This is a genomic window from Paenibacillus albiflavus (assembly GCF_004344915.1).
GTDB lineage: Bacteria > Bacillota > Bacilli > Paenibacillales > NBRC-103111 > Paenibacillus_AM > Paenibacillus_AM albiflavus.
Genome location: NZ_SKFG01000012.1, coordinates 113,090 through 129,211 on the forward strand (window position 1 = coordinate 113,090; position 16,122 = coordinate 129,211).

At 42.3% G+C, this 16,122-nt stretch carries 13 protein-coding genes; all 13 read right to left on the reverse strand.

What is annotated here, in order from left to right; genetic code table 11:
• Complete coding sequence (locus E0485_RS13435; protein ID WP_132418568.1) at positions 1–1,098, reverse strand: sensor histidine kinase; 1,098 nt, start codon at positions 1,096–1,098, stop codon at positions 1–3.
• A complete protein-coding gene (locus tag E0485_RS13440) occupies positions 1,095–1,772 on the reverse strand; it encodes a response regulator transcription factor (RefSeq protein ID WP_235857568.1) in 678 nt (225 codons plus the stop codon). Before E0485_RS13440 ends, E0485_RS13435 begins: the two co-directional genes overlap by 4 nt.
• A 26-nt stretch (positions 1,773–1,798) precedes the next feature.
• Positions 1,799–3,565 (reverse strand): ABC transporter ATP-binding protein, encoded by a 1,767-nt coding sequence (locus tag E0485_RS13445; protein WP_132418570.1) that lies wholly within the window; start codon positions 3,563–3,565, stop codon positions 1,799–1,801.
• Positions 3,566–3,694: 129 nt separating this feature from the next.
• Positions 3,695–5,203, reverse strand: a complete 1,509-nt coding sequence (locus E0485_RS13450; protein WP_132418571.1) for an MDR family MFS transporter — start codon at positions 5,201–5,203, stop codon at positions 3,695–3,697.
• Positions 5,204–5,361: 158 nt separating this feature from the next.
• A complete protein-coding gene (locus E0485_RS13455) occupies positions 5,362–6,594 on the reverse strand; it encodes an aminopeptidase (protein WP_132418572.1) in 1,233 nt (410 codons plus the stop codon).
• A 19-nt stretch (positions 6,595–6,613) separates the two neighbouring features.
• Positions 6,614–7,249, reverse strand: coding sequence for a sulfite oxidase-like oxidoreductase (locus E0485_RS13460; RefSeq protein WP_132418646.1), 636 nt, complete (start codon positions 7,247–7,249; stop codon positions 6,614–6,616).
• 123 nt (positions 7,250–7,372) lie between these two features.
• Positions 7,373–8,788: a CAP-associated domain-containing protein gene (locus E0485_RS13465; RefSeq protein WP_132418573.1), complete on the reverse strand. Its 1,416-nt coding sequence runs from the start codon at positions 8,786–8,788 to the stop codon at positions 7,373–7,375.
• Positions 8,789–8,876: 88 nt separating this feature from the next.
• Complete coding sequence (locus tag E0485_RS13470) at positions 8,877–9,638, reverse strand: CPBP family intramembrane glutamic endopeptidase (RefSeq protein WP_132418574.1); 762 nt, start codon at positions 9,636–9,638, stop codon at positions 8,877–8,879.
• Positions 9,639–9,642: 4 nt separating this feature from the next.
• Positions 9,643–10,161 (reverse strand): PadR family transcriptional regulator, encoded by a 519-nt coding sequence (locus E0485_RS13475; RefSeq protein WP_132418575.1) that lies wholly within the window; start codon positions 10,159–10,161, stop codon positions 9,643–9,645.
• Positions 10,162–10,344: 183 nt separating this feature from the next.
• Positions 10,345–11,238 (reverse strand): ribokinase, encoded by an 894-nt coding sequence (gene rbsK / locus E0485_RS13480; RefSeq protein ID WP_132418576.1) that lies wholly within the window; start codon positions 11,236–11,238, stop codon positions 10,345–10,347.
• 29 nt (positions 11,239–11,267) lie between these two features.
• A complete protein-coding gene (locus E0485_RS13485; protein ID WP_207910986.1) occupies positions 11,268–13,373 on the reverse strand; it encodes an ADP-ribosylglycohydrolase family protein in 2,106 nt (701 codons plus the stop codon).
• A 13-nt stretch (positions 13,374–13,386) separates the two neighbouring features.
• Positions 13,387–14,547, reverse strand: coding sequence for an ADP-ribosylglycohydrolase family protein (locus E0485_RS13490; RefSeq protein WP_132418577.1), 1,161 nt, complete (start codon positions 14,545–14,547; stop codon positions 13,387–13,389).
• A gap of 75 nt (positions 14,548–14,622) precedes the next feature.
• Entirely contained in the window at positions 14,623–16,101 is a 1,479-nt protein-coding gene (locus E0485_RS13495; protein ID WP_132418578.1) for an extracellular solute-binding protein, read from the reverse strand.
• Between the last annotated feature and the right edge of the window lie 21 nt (positions 16,102–16,122).

A 16,122-nucleotide genomic window follows, 5' to 3' on the forward strand; every position in this document is an offset into this window, starting at 1 on the left:
TTATTTATTCTCTAAAACTGAATTATCCACTTGTAGAGGTCTTGATTGTAAGGGAAGCTTAATGTCGAACTTCGTACCATGACCTCTTTCACTTTGAACACCGATACTTCCCTGATGAAGGGTGATAATTTTTTGCACGATCGATAAGCCGAGTCCATTGCCGCCTAGTGCCCTATTTCTAGATGCATCTGCTTTAAAGAAACGCTCGAATAGGCGCGGTAAATGTTCCTGATCAATGCCAATCCCCGTATCTTCAATACTCACAACTGCTAGATCTCCAACCTGCTTCATTGAGATTGCAATCGAACCTGATTCCGGAGTAAACTTAATCGCATTGTGGATGAGATTGACCCATACTTGGCTTAACATATCCTCATCCGCTGTAATCATGATTTTCTGCAAATCGAGCTCCAATTCCAAATCTTTATCCGACCATTGGGGCTCACTGGCTAGAACTAATGTACGAATTTGATTATCTAGGCTAAAGCTTGTCATCTCTAACTTCTGTCCTTTAGATTCCAAAGAGGTTAGCTTCATTAAATTATCGCTTAACTTCGATAACCGCATCGTCTCCATTTCGATAATCTGCAAATAATGCTTACGCTCCTCTTCCGTCAAATCGTTTTCCTGTAAGGCACGCGCAAATCCACGAATCGAGGTAAGTGGAGATTGTATCTCATGCGAGACATTGCTGATGAATTCTTGTTTCATCTTTTCCGCTTGCCCAAGCTCTCCAGCCATGTCATGAATGCCTTCAATAATCCCTCGATATTCTCGTTCAAAGTCTTTATCTGCCTGAATATGAACATCAAAGTCTCCCTTAGATATTCGTCTCAGCGCATCACTGATCTTCTTGGTGAAAGCATAATGTTTCTTGATCGCGCGAGGGAAGAATAACGCCATTACCATAGATAGCAATAATAATGAGAAAATGCCATGCAATAGATACGCCCAATACCCTGTAATCTCCCAACCGAACCACTTAAAAATATAAGGATTTATCCAGTATGAAAGGGACCAAACCAACATGATGCAAGTAACAGCAAACATCACTCGTCCAATGAATACAATGACTTTCCACACTTTAGACCAACTCATTCCGTCACCTCAAGTCGATAGCCAAGACCTCGAATTGTCTTTATACGAAACAAACTGTTTTTCTCCGAGAAGCGATCCCGCAAGCGGTTAATGTGAACATCAAGCGTTCGCTCATTGCCATCGAAATCATATCCCCATATATCCTCAATCAATTGCTCGCGGGAGAATGTTTTGCCTGGATAAGCGCCTAACTTGAACAACAGCTCAAACTCCTTCATCGGGATCGTATATTGATCAGTTCCAACAGTCACTTCATAAGTCTGACGGTCCATCGATACGACTCCAAACTGCACGACCTGTGAAGCAGCAATCTGATATCGCTTTAACAGCGCCTTGACTCGAACAACTAATTCAAGCGGATCAAAGGGCTTCACTAAGTAATCATCCGTACCCAGATTGAACCCCTTGATTTTCTGAGAGGTTTCTCCTTTGGCAGTAAGCATTAGAAGCGGAATGTCATATTGTTCCCTAAGCTCCTGACACAGCGTCCAGCCATCCATATTCGGCATCATGATGTCCGTTATCACCATATCGATTCTGTTACTCTCCATTATCTGAAGCGCCTCGACGCCATCTGAAGCTTCTTTGATTCGATAGCCTTCCTTAAGAAGAAAAACACGAATCAATTCACGTATATGCGTATCATCATCTACGATTAATAGAGTGACCATGATAGCTATGCCTCCTTAGACAAACCGAATTACGAAGTCTTAAGCTGACCTTGCATCCGAAGCTGCTGCTTGGCAAATTCATGATACATCGGATGATGATGATATAACTCATCATGTGAGCCACTGCCCGTTAACTTCCCTTTTTCAATAAACAAAATTTGATCCGCATCCACGATCGTAGACAATCGATGGGCAATCACTAGAGTTGTGCGCCCTTTCATCAGATTATTAAGCGCCTGCTGCACAATAATTTCGGATTTACTATCAAGGCTTGAAGTCGCTTCATCCAACATCAAGATTTGTGGGTTCCGAAGCAAGGCTCTAGCAATGGCAATCCGTTGACGTTGACCACCTGACAACTTCACACCGCGCTCTCCAACTTCCGTATCGTAACCATCGGGCATATCATGAATAAAGGTGTCCGCATACGCCATTCTAGCAGCTTCCTCAACTTCCTTTTGCGTAACCTCACGGTTCATACCATAGCAAATATTATCTCGTATCGTTCCATCCACTAGAGGACTTTCTTGAGACACATAGCCAATATGCGAACGCCAAGATTGTAAAGAATAATTGGTAATCGGTTCCTGACCTAATTTAATTATACCCGAAGTTGGTGTATAGAATCGCTCGAATATTGAGAATAAAGTCGTCTTGCCGCCTCCACTTGGGCCGACAATCGCAGTTACTTTTCCTTGCGGAATCGTAAAGCTGATATCTTCAAGAATATTCTCGCCTACTGTATAAGCAAAATGAATATGTTCAACGCTAATCGGCTTGCTCGCATCCTGTATATCTTTACCGCCTATATGATCTTCCTCTTGTTCCTCCAGAACGGAAATCATATAATCTGTTGCTCCAATTGCCTTCTGCAACTGTGTAAAGGACATCGTGAGCACACTCATCGGCATAATAATTTGAATCAAATATAGAATAAATGCAACAAGGTCACCAGCGGACAGCGCTCCAGATGAAACTCTAAGTCCACCATAGCCAATGATAACAACAAGCAGCGCCATCATTACAAATGACATAATGGGAGAAATAATCGATTGAACAATTCCTTCCTTTATACCAAATCTTAATAGACTCGTGATTCCTCGCTTCCCCTTCTCATATTCCCGTTTCTCCGCATTCGATGCTTTAACTAGTCGAATTTCAGAGAGCACCTGACTAAGAACGGTAGTGAACGATGCAGTTTCATCCTGTAATCCCTTGGATATCTTGAACATTTGTCTGCCTAATGGATACAAGATTAACGCCGCCATCGGAATGATCGCGAGCATAATCAAAGTCATCTGCCAATCCAGATAAAGAAGAACAACGAATGAACCAACAACAGATATAATTCCTGAGAAGAAGCTAGCCATATGTTCTGTAATGAATCCTTTGACAATCGCAGTATCATTCGTAACACGGCTAACCGTTTCACCTGTTTTATGTTCATCATAATAAGACACAGGCAGCACAAGCAGCTTTTGCCATAAACGATCTCTCAAATTTGCCACAACTCGCTGCCCAAGCACATTTAGCATATAGATTGATAATCCACCTGCAATCGCCTGAACGACAAATGCTAAAGCTAATAGCACAATCTGCATCGGCTCCATGCTTGACACCGTGAAGCCATCCACCAAATTCTTCGTAAACATGGGAATGATAAGCGATACCGCAGTCGAACTTATGCTCAGTAATAAAGCCGTTATGAGCAGAAGCTTAGAAGGCTTCGTCTCATTAATTAATCGCGCAAATTTACGCCAGTTGCTGAGTGGACCTTTAGGTGAATCTTTATCCATCACTCTTCACTCCTATTCGATACTTAAATGATCTCTATGTCATACAGCATAGCAAGCGAATTTAAACACAATTTAAACGCAAGAAAAAAAACGTCCTTAGCATTTGGCTAAGAACGTAATTGATTGCTGTTATTGTTGAATAGTCATAACCTTCGACTTCTCTTTATCAATTTTATGTGCTAGAATTTCGTTCTTCAGGAACCAGCAAACGATAAAAGCAGCCACAGACATGACAAGCGCTATAAAATACATGTTATGGAAGGCATCTACAAAAATGCTCTTGATTGATGTAATGAAATCAGGACTTAGATCATGCGGAATGCCGCTTGTTTGTACTTGCTCCGCTACTCCTGCTGGCAGTTCATTCAAGTCGTTAACACCACTCGCGATCTGTGACGCCATCATACTGCCGAACCAGTTAAGACCAATCGTCGTACCTAATGCCTGAAATAGTTGAACCGTCGATAAAGCAATACCGCTGTTTCTGCTATCGACCGATTCCTGCACAATGAGATTATCACCCGCGAACAATACGCCTAGCCCAGCGCCTAAGATGATAAAATAAATCACATATGTGAAAATTGAAGTTTCTAATCCGATCTGCGATAGCAGAAAGAAAGCAATAATCGGCAACACGAACGAAACAATAAACACATTACGATAACGCAGCTTCGTCAACGTAAATCCATTCAGCATACTCATGGGTACAGCACCAAGCATAAATGCCATCGACAGATAACCCGCTCCAGCAGGGGTTAGCCCGATTACATGCTGCGCGTAGAACGGAAAGCCATACATAACGCCCATAACACCTACACCCACAATAAATACAAGTGTGGACAAAGCTACGATATTGCGATTGCGAAATAAATGTAAGGGAATAATCGGTTCCTGCACTCTGGATTCAATCCAGATGAATAAGCCAATCAAGATAACCCCTAGGATCATGAGGCCTACAATAAGAGGTGAACTCCAGCTATAGCCCATTGTATCTTTAAGAACAGGTGTAAGGAGTAACGATACGATGGCTGCAACAAGAGTTAATGATCCAGCCCAATCAATGGAAGGCTTGCCTTCACGACGATTTTCTCTCAAGCCTTTGACCGTAATGATAGCAGATAGAAGTCCAATTGGAATATTAATAAGGAAAATCCAATGCCAATTCCAATGACTGACGATAAAGCCTCCGACGGTGGGACCGATTAATTGTGGTAAAAATAAAAGTGGCCCTATCATGCTTTGAATTTTAGCACGCTGTTCTAGTGGATATGTGTCTCCCATAATCACCATGGCAAGTGGCATTAGACCACCCGCACCCACACCTTGAATCCCTCTACCAATAAGTAACAACTCCATTGAATTTGCAAATCCATTTACAATAGAGCCCGCAATGAACAAGCTCATGCATATCATAAAGATCCGCCTATGCCCAAATAGATCAGCCAGTTTGCCGAAGATCGGCATGAATGCGGTCATTGTTAACATGTATATGCCTGCCACCCATCCAAATAATTGCAGTCCATGCAGCTCACGTATAATGGTCGGCATCGCTGTTGACACGATTGTCTCATCTAGTCCCGAAAAAATCAGACCTATGAGTAATCCAATAAGTACGAGTGTCTTGTTATTCTCTCTCACTACTACCACCCCAGCGTATTATTTATAGCCCAGGAAATGAAATAAATTCCATTTTTGACTACCTTCTTATTGTATTTCATCCAAACAAAAAAACTTCAGTCTATAGACTGAAGTTCTTCTCATTCTTATATCCGATTTAGATTAATGGAGTAAACAAACTAGAACGTCCAATTTCCTTTGCGGAATACGGGTTCAATCGTTCCATCAGCGAGAATTCCATCGATGTCCAGCTCTGCAGAGCCAACCATGAAATCTACGTGCGTTAAGCTGATATTCGCGCCACGGCTTAGCAATTCCTCTTCCGACATCTTCGTTCCATTCTCAAGCGTAAATGGATAGGCACTACCTAAAGCAAAATGACAGGAAGCATTCTCATCCACGCCTGTGTTATAGAAAATCCGATTCAGATTCGAGATCGGTGAATCATCCTGAACGAGCGCAATCTCTCCAAGATGCTTAGCACCTTCATCCGTCTCAAGCAAGTCCTTCAAGTGCTCATAACCAACTTCAGCCGAGTAATCAACAACCTTGCCATTTTCAAAAGTAAACGAGAACTTGTCCACAATCCGACCGTTCAAATTAAGCGGCATTGTGCTTCTGATTGTTCCATTAACACCATCACGCTTTGGCATCGAGAATACTTCCTCTGTTGGGATATTCGCGACGAAGTGAATGCCTTGCTCGTTATGACCACCGCCGCTCATCCAAATATGTCCCTCAGGCAGCTCAACTACTAGGTCAGTGCCAGGTGCTTTATAATGAAGCTTTTTATAATTTTTGCGATTAAGAATTTCTTGCATACTGTTTAATCGATCAAGATGAGCATGCCATGCAGCAACTGGATCGTCATGATCTGCACGTGTGATTTTGAAGATCGTATCCCACATCGCTTGAACTTGCTCTTCTTCTGGAAGCTCAGGGAAGACTTTAGCTGCCCATGCTTTAGTCGGCGCCTTCACCAAACACCAGCTTAGCTTATTCGTGCGAACATATCCTTGGAACTTCTGTCTAGCAACGGAAGCTGCCTTAGTTGAGGCTGATACCTTACTCATATCGATACCATTATATAAATCAGGATTTGGTACCTTAATGTTGATAAGTGCCCCGCCGCCTTCTGCTAGCTGTTCTCTCATCTCGGCAGACCATTTAGGGTAGAATGTGAAGGAATCTTCTGGTGCGTATTCAAAACGAGTACGAGTCGTCTCTTCATCATTCCAATCCACTTCTACATATTTAGCACCTGCTTCATATGCCTTCTGTACGATTTTACGGGTTAAAACTGCTGTTTCAAGCGGAGATTCGATAAGAAGAATTTGCCCCGGCTGAATATTGGCACCTACTTTAACGATTAGTTCAGCATATTTTTCAATATTGTGATCAAAAGCGTTCATGTTACTGTCTCCTCCTTAATTAGTCAAACTCTTTATGTTCCCATTCATCTTCCGGAATATCAATCGCTTCACCTGAGAAGCGCTGATCCTTGAATGGATCTGCTTCATTATGGAATCCTCTTGTTTCCCAGAAGCCCTGACGATCTTCCTTCATAAACTCAATAGCCGTAATCCACTTTGGACTTTTCCAAAAATAGAGCGATGGAACTACGAGTCTTAACGGCCAACCATGCTTAGGCGTTAGTGGTTCTCCATCATATTTAAGCGCTAGCATCACATTATCCGCTGTAAACTGATCCATTGGCAGATTCGCCTCATAGTCATGGTCAGCATGAATCATCACAAACTTAGCATCTTGTGATAGATTCACCCTCTCTAGCAAATCCTTGATCCGTACCCCTTCCCATTCGGTGTCAAACTTCGACCATCTCGTTACACAATGAATATCACACACCATCTTCGTCTGAGGCATGGCGAGTAATTCTTCATAAGTAAACGCAATCTCTTGTTCGACAAGTCCAACTAGCTTTAACCTCCACGTCGACATATCGTACTCAGGAACTTCCCCTTCATGAAGGATTGGAAACCGTTCCCTTAATATTTGACCAGGTGGAAGCCGATGTGCGAGTGCAGGGTCAACGGAGGGAATTTTCATTTTCTTAATACGATCTGCCTTGCTAGTAACCAATCAAATCCTCTCCTATGTCAATCCTGATGTAAATACCTTCATCAAGCATACTAAAAACGCAGCATCCATTCAAGGAGACTGCGTTCTATGTTAGTGCATGGTTGTATAAAAATTCTGTGTATAATAGATGTCGTAATCTGAATGGCTATCCCCTAGTGCTGCTCCTACTCCTAGCGTTTCAAAATGACTGTTCAGCATATTCTTGCGATGTCCTGAAGAATTGACCCATCCTGCATATGCCTCAATTGCATTCGAGTAGCCCGCGGAAATATTCTCACCATACCAGCTATAGTTGACAAGTCCTACTGCTGCCAATCGTTCTTTCACAGATTGCCCTTGCGGATTCACATGATCGAAGAAATGATTAGCCATCATATCGGTGCTATGCTTTCTTGCTGCTGTAGCGGCAGTCTCGTTCCATTGCAGCGTACTAATTCCATTCTGCAATCGAAATACATTCGTTAAATCAAGCAGCTGCCGTTCATACCCTTGGATAATGGCTTGTCCTGCTGCATCCGTATTTGTACTGCGATTCTTCCAATTACCTGCTATAAGCATAATACCATTTACGCGGTTCGAATCTAATGTATCGTAATAGATAATTAATCGATTTCCTTGATACGTATATTCGCCTTTAGTAGATTGCGCTTTGGCTGCACTTTGCTGACCGAGTACGGTCTTCATTTGATCTTGAGATGTTCCAATAGCAATTCCATCGGCAGAAGCCCATCCATTCGCATTGCTGTATAGTGCGACTACAGTTCCATCTGCAATCCCAATTTGGGCGTACTCTTCATATTTGTGATTATAAATATACCAGGTGTAGCCGTCATTCGTTATGTCCTTACGATCTGGCGTACCTCTCTTAGCAATAACCGATTCCTCAGTATCACCGATTGTAATTCCTTGAAAGGCAAGCGCTTTGCTTGCTTGTTTGTTATGTAGTGTATATACGAAGGTCATTGCTTCAGCACGGGTCAACGTATCTGCTGCCTGATAACCTGCAACTGTATTGCCAGACTTCCCATTCGCCAAGCCTTGATCAAGCAAATATTGAATGGCTTCATTCGTTGATAAATTCTTACCCATAACAGCGGCTATCAGCTTAGCGACCTCGCCTCGTGTGTATGGTTCTTCCGTTGTTTTATGAGATACGGGCCACTTCTGCTCATCTGCTAGATGATAGTAGGGACGATACCAAGCCTCATTTGCCTTAGGAGGATCGATTGACAGTTCTGGAGCCGAACGTATGACCATAGCCAGAAATTCAGGTTCGGAAATAATCTGATTTGGTCGAAAAGTCCCATCCTGATAACCTGCCGTAATTTGATGCTCTACACCCCAATTAATTTGCTTCTGTGCCCAATGTCCTTGAATATCGGTAAAAGTAGCGGCACTTGCTGGCGCTGCTGCCATAACACCACTTAAAACAGTCGTTGATATCACTGCTGAAACAATAAGGCTCGATAGCGATTTGCGTGTAATTATCTTAAGGTTATTCATCATAATCCCCCTATCGATTTTATACGCCTATTATACTATCAGCCTCTTTCAATCAGCATGCATACAAGGACCTAATCAATATCAGGATAAATTAACCATTTACAGTGCCGCTTATCACCCATTGTCTCCACTGTTTCGTACGTTTCAAATCAATGGCGAGCCAAGTACTAACTGCCGCCATTACACACATCACAATAATTATTTGTGTCATAGTGCTTGTGTTACCGATGAATTGATCTTGAAATAAATTATGGACGAAGTGAAAAAGAATCCCAGGTATGATGTTGCCTGTCTTCAGAACGAATAGAACTAGTGTAAGACCAATCAATAAGGCATAGATCAATTGCAATACCGTATCTAGCATGTCCTGTCCCGATAATAAATTGAGCATATGGGTGAGGAAAAATAATAGAGTCGATGTGATAACAGCCGCAGGAATGCTCTTTTTAACTAAAGTTTGGAAAATAAGACCACGATAGATTGTCTCCTCTACGAATCCAACTAGCAAAGCAACAAACAGGCAATATAGCACTTCCGACCCAGTGACTGGCTTAATCCCATTCATAGCATACAGGACTAGAACCGCAATAAGAGGTAGATAGTAAAGCCAGTCGCTTCTCGAAATTGTACGTAGTGAACGAAAACCAATACGCTGCCATTTACGTCTCCATGTGAAATAAATCATGAGTGCAAGTGCGATTGGAGCAAAAGCAATCAATACAGGTGCAGTGTAGTCTAATTCCATTATAGTTGCGTAAGCCCCAGCTGCTGTCATGAGGATGATTACAAGCAGTTCGATTATCGTAACGGTCCAAATCGGATGTTTAACTGAAAATGTTAACTTATTATTCATGGGATTACTTCCTCTCCTTAATGTTCTGAATCCATTGTTTACTCATTTGAAAATGGCTTGATCCATACGTTAAAACGGATACTCGGTAGTAATACGAATTCGGATCTTCTACCTGCTTCAACTCTTGCGTCACAATCTGCTCTACTGCTTGCATGCGTCTAATTTCAGTTTCAAGTTTAACCCCATATTCATTTAAGCGTACTTGCCTTGTTTCTTCATCTAAATAGTCGTAGAAGAAAATTTTGAGCAAATGCTCATTCAGTGAAATTTGGAGTGGCTCTGCGAGCCATGCAAGGAACATCTCCTTGCCGCTTGGCAGAATACGATACAGCTTCTTATTCTTGCTGTTCTCTAGTTCAGTAACGGACACCAATCCTTTACTCGTCAATCTCCCTAGTGCCGGATACAAGCTCCCATAGCTTGCTTTATAGAACATACCGATTGTGCTATCAATCGTCTTCTTGATGTCATACCCGCTTAGCTCGCCTTCCATCAGTAATCCAAGGATGATATTCTCTAACATTTGGTCACCTCATAATGTATCGATTCGATATATCTATTTGATATATTGATCATACTCTTTTTTCAAAATATTGTAAAGGGATTTTAAATTAAATAAATTTTGTCCATAAAATAAAACAACACAACCATCTACAGATCATTTTCCTTGTGGAATCTGACGCTTATAGATGGTTGTGTTGTGGCATTACTTCAGAACTTCCGACAACATCGGAATTGAATTTTGAGCTCCCAAACGAGTTACCGCAATAGATGATGCCATTTGAGCTATGTCAACCGCCTCATCCATGCTTTTGCCTGAAGTGATCATGGCTGCTAATGTACCAGAGAAGGTATCACCTGCTGCTGTTGTATCAACTGCCTCTACCTTGTTGCCTTCTTTATATACATTATGTGTACCGTTATAATAAACGATTCCTCTCTCACCGAGTGTGATCAGTGGATACTTGATACCTTTGTCACGAAGCTTATCCAATGCATGAAAGGCATCACCGATACCATCAATCTCCACATTCGTATATAATTTGCACTCGATTTCATTAGGTATAAAATAGTCTATTCCCTGCAGGATCTCATCATCAATCGGGGCGGCAGGTGCAGGGTTTAAGAAAATCGGCACCTTTCCTTTCACTAAGCGTATTGCTTCATAAACAGATTCCATTGGAATTTCAAGCTGAAGCATGATAGCAGATGCAGACAGAAGCTCTTCTTTACGTTTACGAATGAATTCCGGTGTCACCTTACCGTTTGCACCACTATCTAGAATAATACTGTTATCGCCATCACATACGGTAATCGCAGCAACTCCCGTGTTGATACCAGGCTCGACGGTAATGAAATCCTTGTGAACCCCAAAGTCTTCCAAGCTCCCCATCAATGATTGCCCGAACACATCGTCTCCAACTTTCGATAGGAACCAAGTATCTGCTCCCATCTTGGCACAAGCTACTGCCTGATTTGCCCCTTTGCCGCCTGATGATAGAAAGAATCCGCTCCCTAAGATCGTCTCACCAATTAACGGAACACGATTGGTTTGCATCACCATATCCATATTGGCACTGCCAATAACTACAATTCTCATTCTTATCCACTCGCTTTGCTGTATAGATACTAAATCTCTATGAATTTGACATTACGGTAATAGGTTCTAGCTGCCGTTATTGTACTTACTCCATACATGCCGTAAGCAAAAGTATCGTCTGCATACTTGAGTAGCTCTTCCCCATTGATACTGAACGAAATCAGATTACCTTGGATCGTTGCCGTAAATTCATACTCCTCATTCAATTTCCATTCATAATTACAACCTGTAAGCTTCGTATAACCAAAGTCATTCTTAAACAGCGATACTTGACCCGCTCCATCAAATCCAACATGATAACCGCGCATAGCCCCTTGTGCACGTACCGCTACCATATGTGAATCACCACTTTGTGGATTCAACTGAACGGACATCGTATAATCCTTAGCAAAATAATTCCCTGTATAGGCCTCACTAGGCTCAGCCGTCATCAAGTACATGGCATCATCCACAAGGCTCCATGCTCCGTGATTATGGGCAAACGGCGTTACACAGCCAAAATGAATCGCTTGTTTGCTAAAATCAATTGAATACTTGGCTTTATCATAGATTCTAAACTCATCAACGAAGATGCGTCCTAAGCTCTTGAACTTGGCAGGGGTATAGGATTCAAGTACAATCCCTACCTCATCGATTAAATCCCCCTGTGAATCTGGAATTTCGAACTCGACATCCAGCCACTCATTGTTGACAAGCTTAACATATCCTTGTAAAAGATCCTGTTTACTCTTAGCCAAACGAACATACGGAGCGAAACCAAGTGTTTCATTGCCATTCCATTGATCGAGATAAATTTTCATGGATACCTTCTGACCAGAGTATGCCCTAGGTGCAAAGGTAGGTGAATAACGCTCATCACTAAATTCATCTCGATTATAGAAGGGCTTATAATACAGCTTGCATTGTTCTCCACGCGTCATTCGATCGAACATCACCTCAAGTGAACCCGTACCTTGATAAGCACGTTCAGTCGAGTGTTTGAGCTTGCAGAAGAATGGATTCGATAGACGCATATTATGTGTAGAACCTGGTAGTTCGAAGTCAAAGTATACTTCGTCCTCCTTGAAGCTGATTAACAGCTCTTGCGGGCATTCTTCATTAGCTAATCGATAGCCGAGAATGGCTAGTTCTTTCGAATAGGAAGGAATATCTAGGATATTCATGTAACCTGAAATACCTGACATAACAATGGAGTCATTAATCGGTTTGCGATATTTGTCAGCAATACCTTCAATTCCTACCGCTACACCAACTACCGTACCTACATTCCCTGCATTACAGTCTGTATCCCAGCCGCACATCGTTGCGATTTCAACCGTGCGGTTAAAATCTCCTTCCCCGTACATGAGGGCAAGAATGCATATGCCTGCATTCGGGATCATATGGCATACGCCTTTATATTTATCGTAGCCCCAGTCTCTTTCCAGCATATCCCGGCATGCTCTAAAGTCACCTGGATTGGCTGCATGGAATGCAATAACTGCCTGAGCTACCTTCATATACGTAGAATCCGCAGGAACTTGCGCTAACCCGGCTACTACGATTTCATTTATGTCGCTTGTTTCGAATGCTTTGGAAATCGCTGCGCAGAAGAATCTGGCACCATTCACGCCATCTCCGTCATGAGATACACGCGCTGCAGCTTCACCGAAATCTGCCGCCTTCTTCGGATTGCATGGATTGACCAATCCCCATGTATCGATGAAAATTTGTCCACCAATTTGCTCCGCAATAATAGGACCGTTCTGTTCGATGGAGCCTGATTGTGGAGCTGGAATACCTTTTTTCAAATTAATGAATGCAGTGTGCTCCGTACTAACACCATAACCGCCCCACCAGAACATGCCAACACCTTCACGAGAGTAGTTCAGCCATGCTCTTGCGACATCATTCGGCGTAATATCGCGATCTGTTGCATCATCATAGAGTGCACGTAGAAAATAGAACGGACCATTCGCATCATCATCTGCTGCAAAGTTCTTAAATTCCTTTACATAATCCGTAATTTCCCCATATGTATTGTATATTCTTTCATAAGTCCAGATCGTCGGTTCTACAGGCGCGCCTAGCCTTATGCCAATGTTCATTCCTAAATAACCAGCATATATTTTCTCCAAATAATTTGTAGGTATCATATCCACACCGCCTCTAATTGATTGAACTCAGTTGCTGTTGTCTCAGGTTATTAAGTTGCAGATCCTCTTGAATAATAAATGCTGCTGTTTCAATAAACTCATTACAATTCTGCTCGATGTTCTGCTTATTCACTTCTTCCAATACGGAAAGCTCATTAGCGGGAATAGCTGAAACGCCCTGCATCGCACCTAGAATTGCACCGATCATCACACCGATCGAATCCGTATCACGACCTGAACTTACCCCATCCTTGACCGCTTCTTGTAAATCACCTTCATGCAAAATCATGTAAGCCAATGCCAGTGGCAGCTCTTCAATCGAGAATAACCGACTTGGTGTATAGTGATTCGTAGGAATACCTACTTTATTCATGCTGCGATTCACATCATCACCCATAGGCGAATATTTGGCTATCGATTCATGGAATCTAGCAACCACTTCACTTCGATCCTGCTTCTGTCCTCTTAGAGTGACTGCAAGCGTACAAATATCCTGAATGGCCTGTTTCGTACCATCTTTGGCATAACGAAGTGCGGTCTCCACAATATTGTCCACGGTTACACCAGGCTCGAATGCCTTCGCTACACAACTTGCAAGTACACCTGCTGCTTCCAAGCCGTAACTGATCTGATGCCCTGAGGCAAAAAGTATCGCTTCATCATAAGCACCTTTGGGATTACAAGCATTCACAATGCCAACTGGCGCTATATACATCGCCGCACCGCAGTTCACCATATTCCCATAACCACCTTCACGTGGTTCACAGTTTGCAAGCACATGACGATTGAAAATATGCTTCTCCGGATAGAATAGGCGATCCAGAATTAAGGCTTCTCGACCAAACTCAGGAATATATCTCGGCCTGAATGAAATTTCCTTAACAAACTCATTCGCCATATCATATGCATCCAGATGACGCTTCTCAATGCAATATACTCTCATGAGTGCAAGCGTCATGAGCGTATCATCTGTAACGATCCCCTGACCACGCATTCTGCCTAGTCTAACGACTTCCGGCAAGTCTGCCTTCCACCACTTGGTTAAGACGGTTTCCACTCTTCCATATTGTTCTGTAATTTGCTGATGTGTCATCTTCTCGATAACTGCACCCATCGCATCGCCATATGCAGTTCCGAAGACAACCCCTTTTACGCGATCTGCGAAAGAAATCATGCTATTCTCCCCCTCTACAGGGAGTGCGGGGCGTTCAGCCCCACACTATGCTGTTATTATCAAAATAAGTTGTTATTACTTTATGTTCTGATTAGCATACTCTGTAATATCTTTACCGCCTGCGGCGTTCCAATCCTGTACGAATTTATCAAAATCAGCAGCAGTTTTCTTACCGATTACATAATTGGCAGCGAATTCTTTATATACCGCTACACATGCATCCCATTTGGATGCTAACTCAGCAGGCATAATAAATGCGTTATCCTTGGTTGACATAGCTGCTACCATCTCTAAGGACTTAAATGCTGGAGCAGATAAGAACGGTGTAGATGGGTCAAATTCTTTGTCTGGTTTGAAATTCACGTTAGAGTCAACAAAGCGTGCATACCATTCAGCTGATTTCTCAGTAAGCTTAATTTTGCCATCTACGATTTGATATTGCTCTCCTTCAACGCCAAGTTTATCCAGCATTTGTCCTTTAGGACTAGCTAGGAATTCCAATACAGCAAATGCCATATCCTTGTTCTTGGACGTAGTTGATATTGCAAAGCCACGGCTTTCTTTACTTACATCAATCGGCGAGTAACCCTGACCTACACCTTTTGCTGCTGGCAGAGGCATAACAGTTGCCGTTGCACCATTTTGGCTCGTCATTTTTTGATTATAAAGATCGATTACTTTGCCTTGTGTACCTGCAATAACAGCTGCATCTCCATCATAGAAAGCTTTTTCTTTGGTATCCCATTTCTTTGTCAAAAATTCATGATCTAGCAAATCTTCTTTATACAATTTGGCATAGAAATCCAGCTTATTTTTCTCAAACTCTGTTGTTTTACCAAATGTGTACTTCCCATCAGCACCTTTGATCCATGTTGAAGTTAAACCGAACGCTTGCCCGAATAATGTGTCAATTTCCTCTAAATCTCCAGGTACTGTGTAAGCGAATTTCGTTTTATTTTTTTCCTTTAGTTCTTTAAAGAAGTTATAGTAGTTATCTACTGTTGGATTTGCAATCAAATCTTTGCCTGAGGCAGTTTGGTCAAACCAATCTTGACGCACTACCGGAATCTTAGTTGTTGTTGGGGATAGCCATACCAGGTATGGATAGTTCTTCGTTCTTACTTGGTTAAACGGACTCATTGCAGCTTTGACATAGGTTGACTTCTCGATGTATGGCGTTAAATCTTCAAGAATTTGCTGTGTTTTGGCGAATTGGTAGTCTCCACCTTGGAAGTAAATAAGATCAGGGATCGTACCACTTTGTAGAAGTAAGCCTAGCTTCTCGGAGTATGTACCGCTTTGAACTGGAACGATTTCAATTTTTACATTCTTGCCTTCGGCCTTCATTCCCTCTTCAATCCCTTTAATAAGCGGATCGTCAGCTGCTAAGTCTTTGTCCACGATTGTGATCTTGACTGGATCTGCACTTGCTGCTGGAGTTGAGCCAGCGTTAGGTGTTGGTGTTGAGCTTGCCCCTTTGTCTCCTCCGCCACTGCTGCATGCTGTAGTTACAAGCATTAGCATTGCAACTAGTGTAATAAGCATTTTTTTCATTTTTCAATTCCTCCCTTTTTG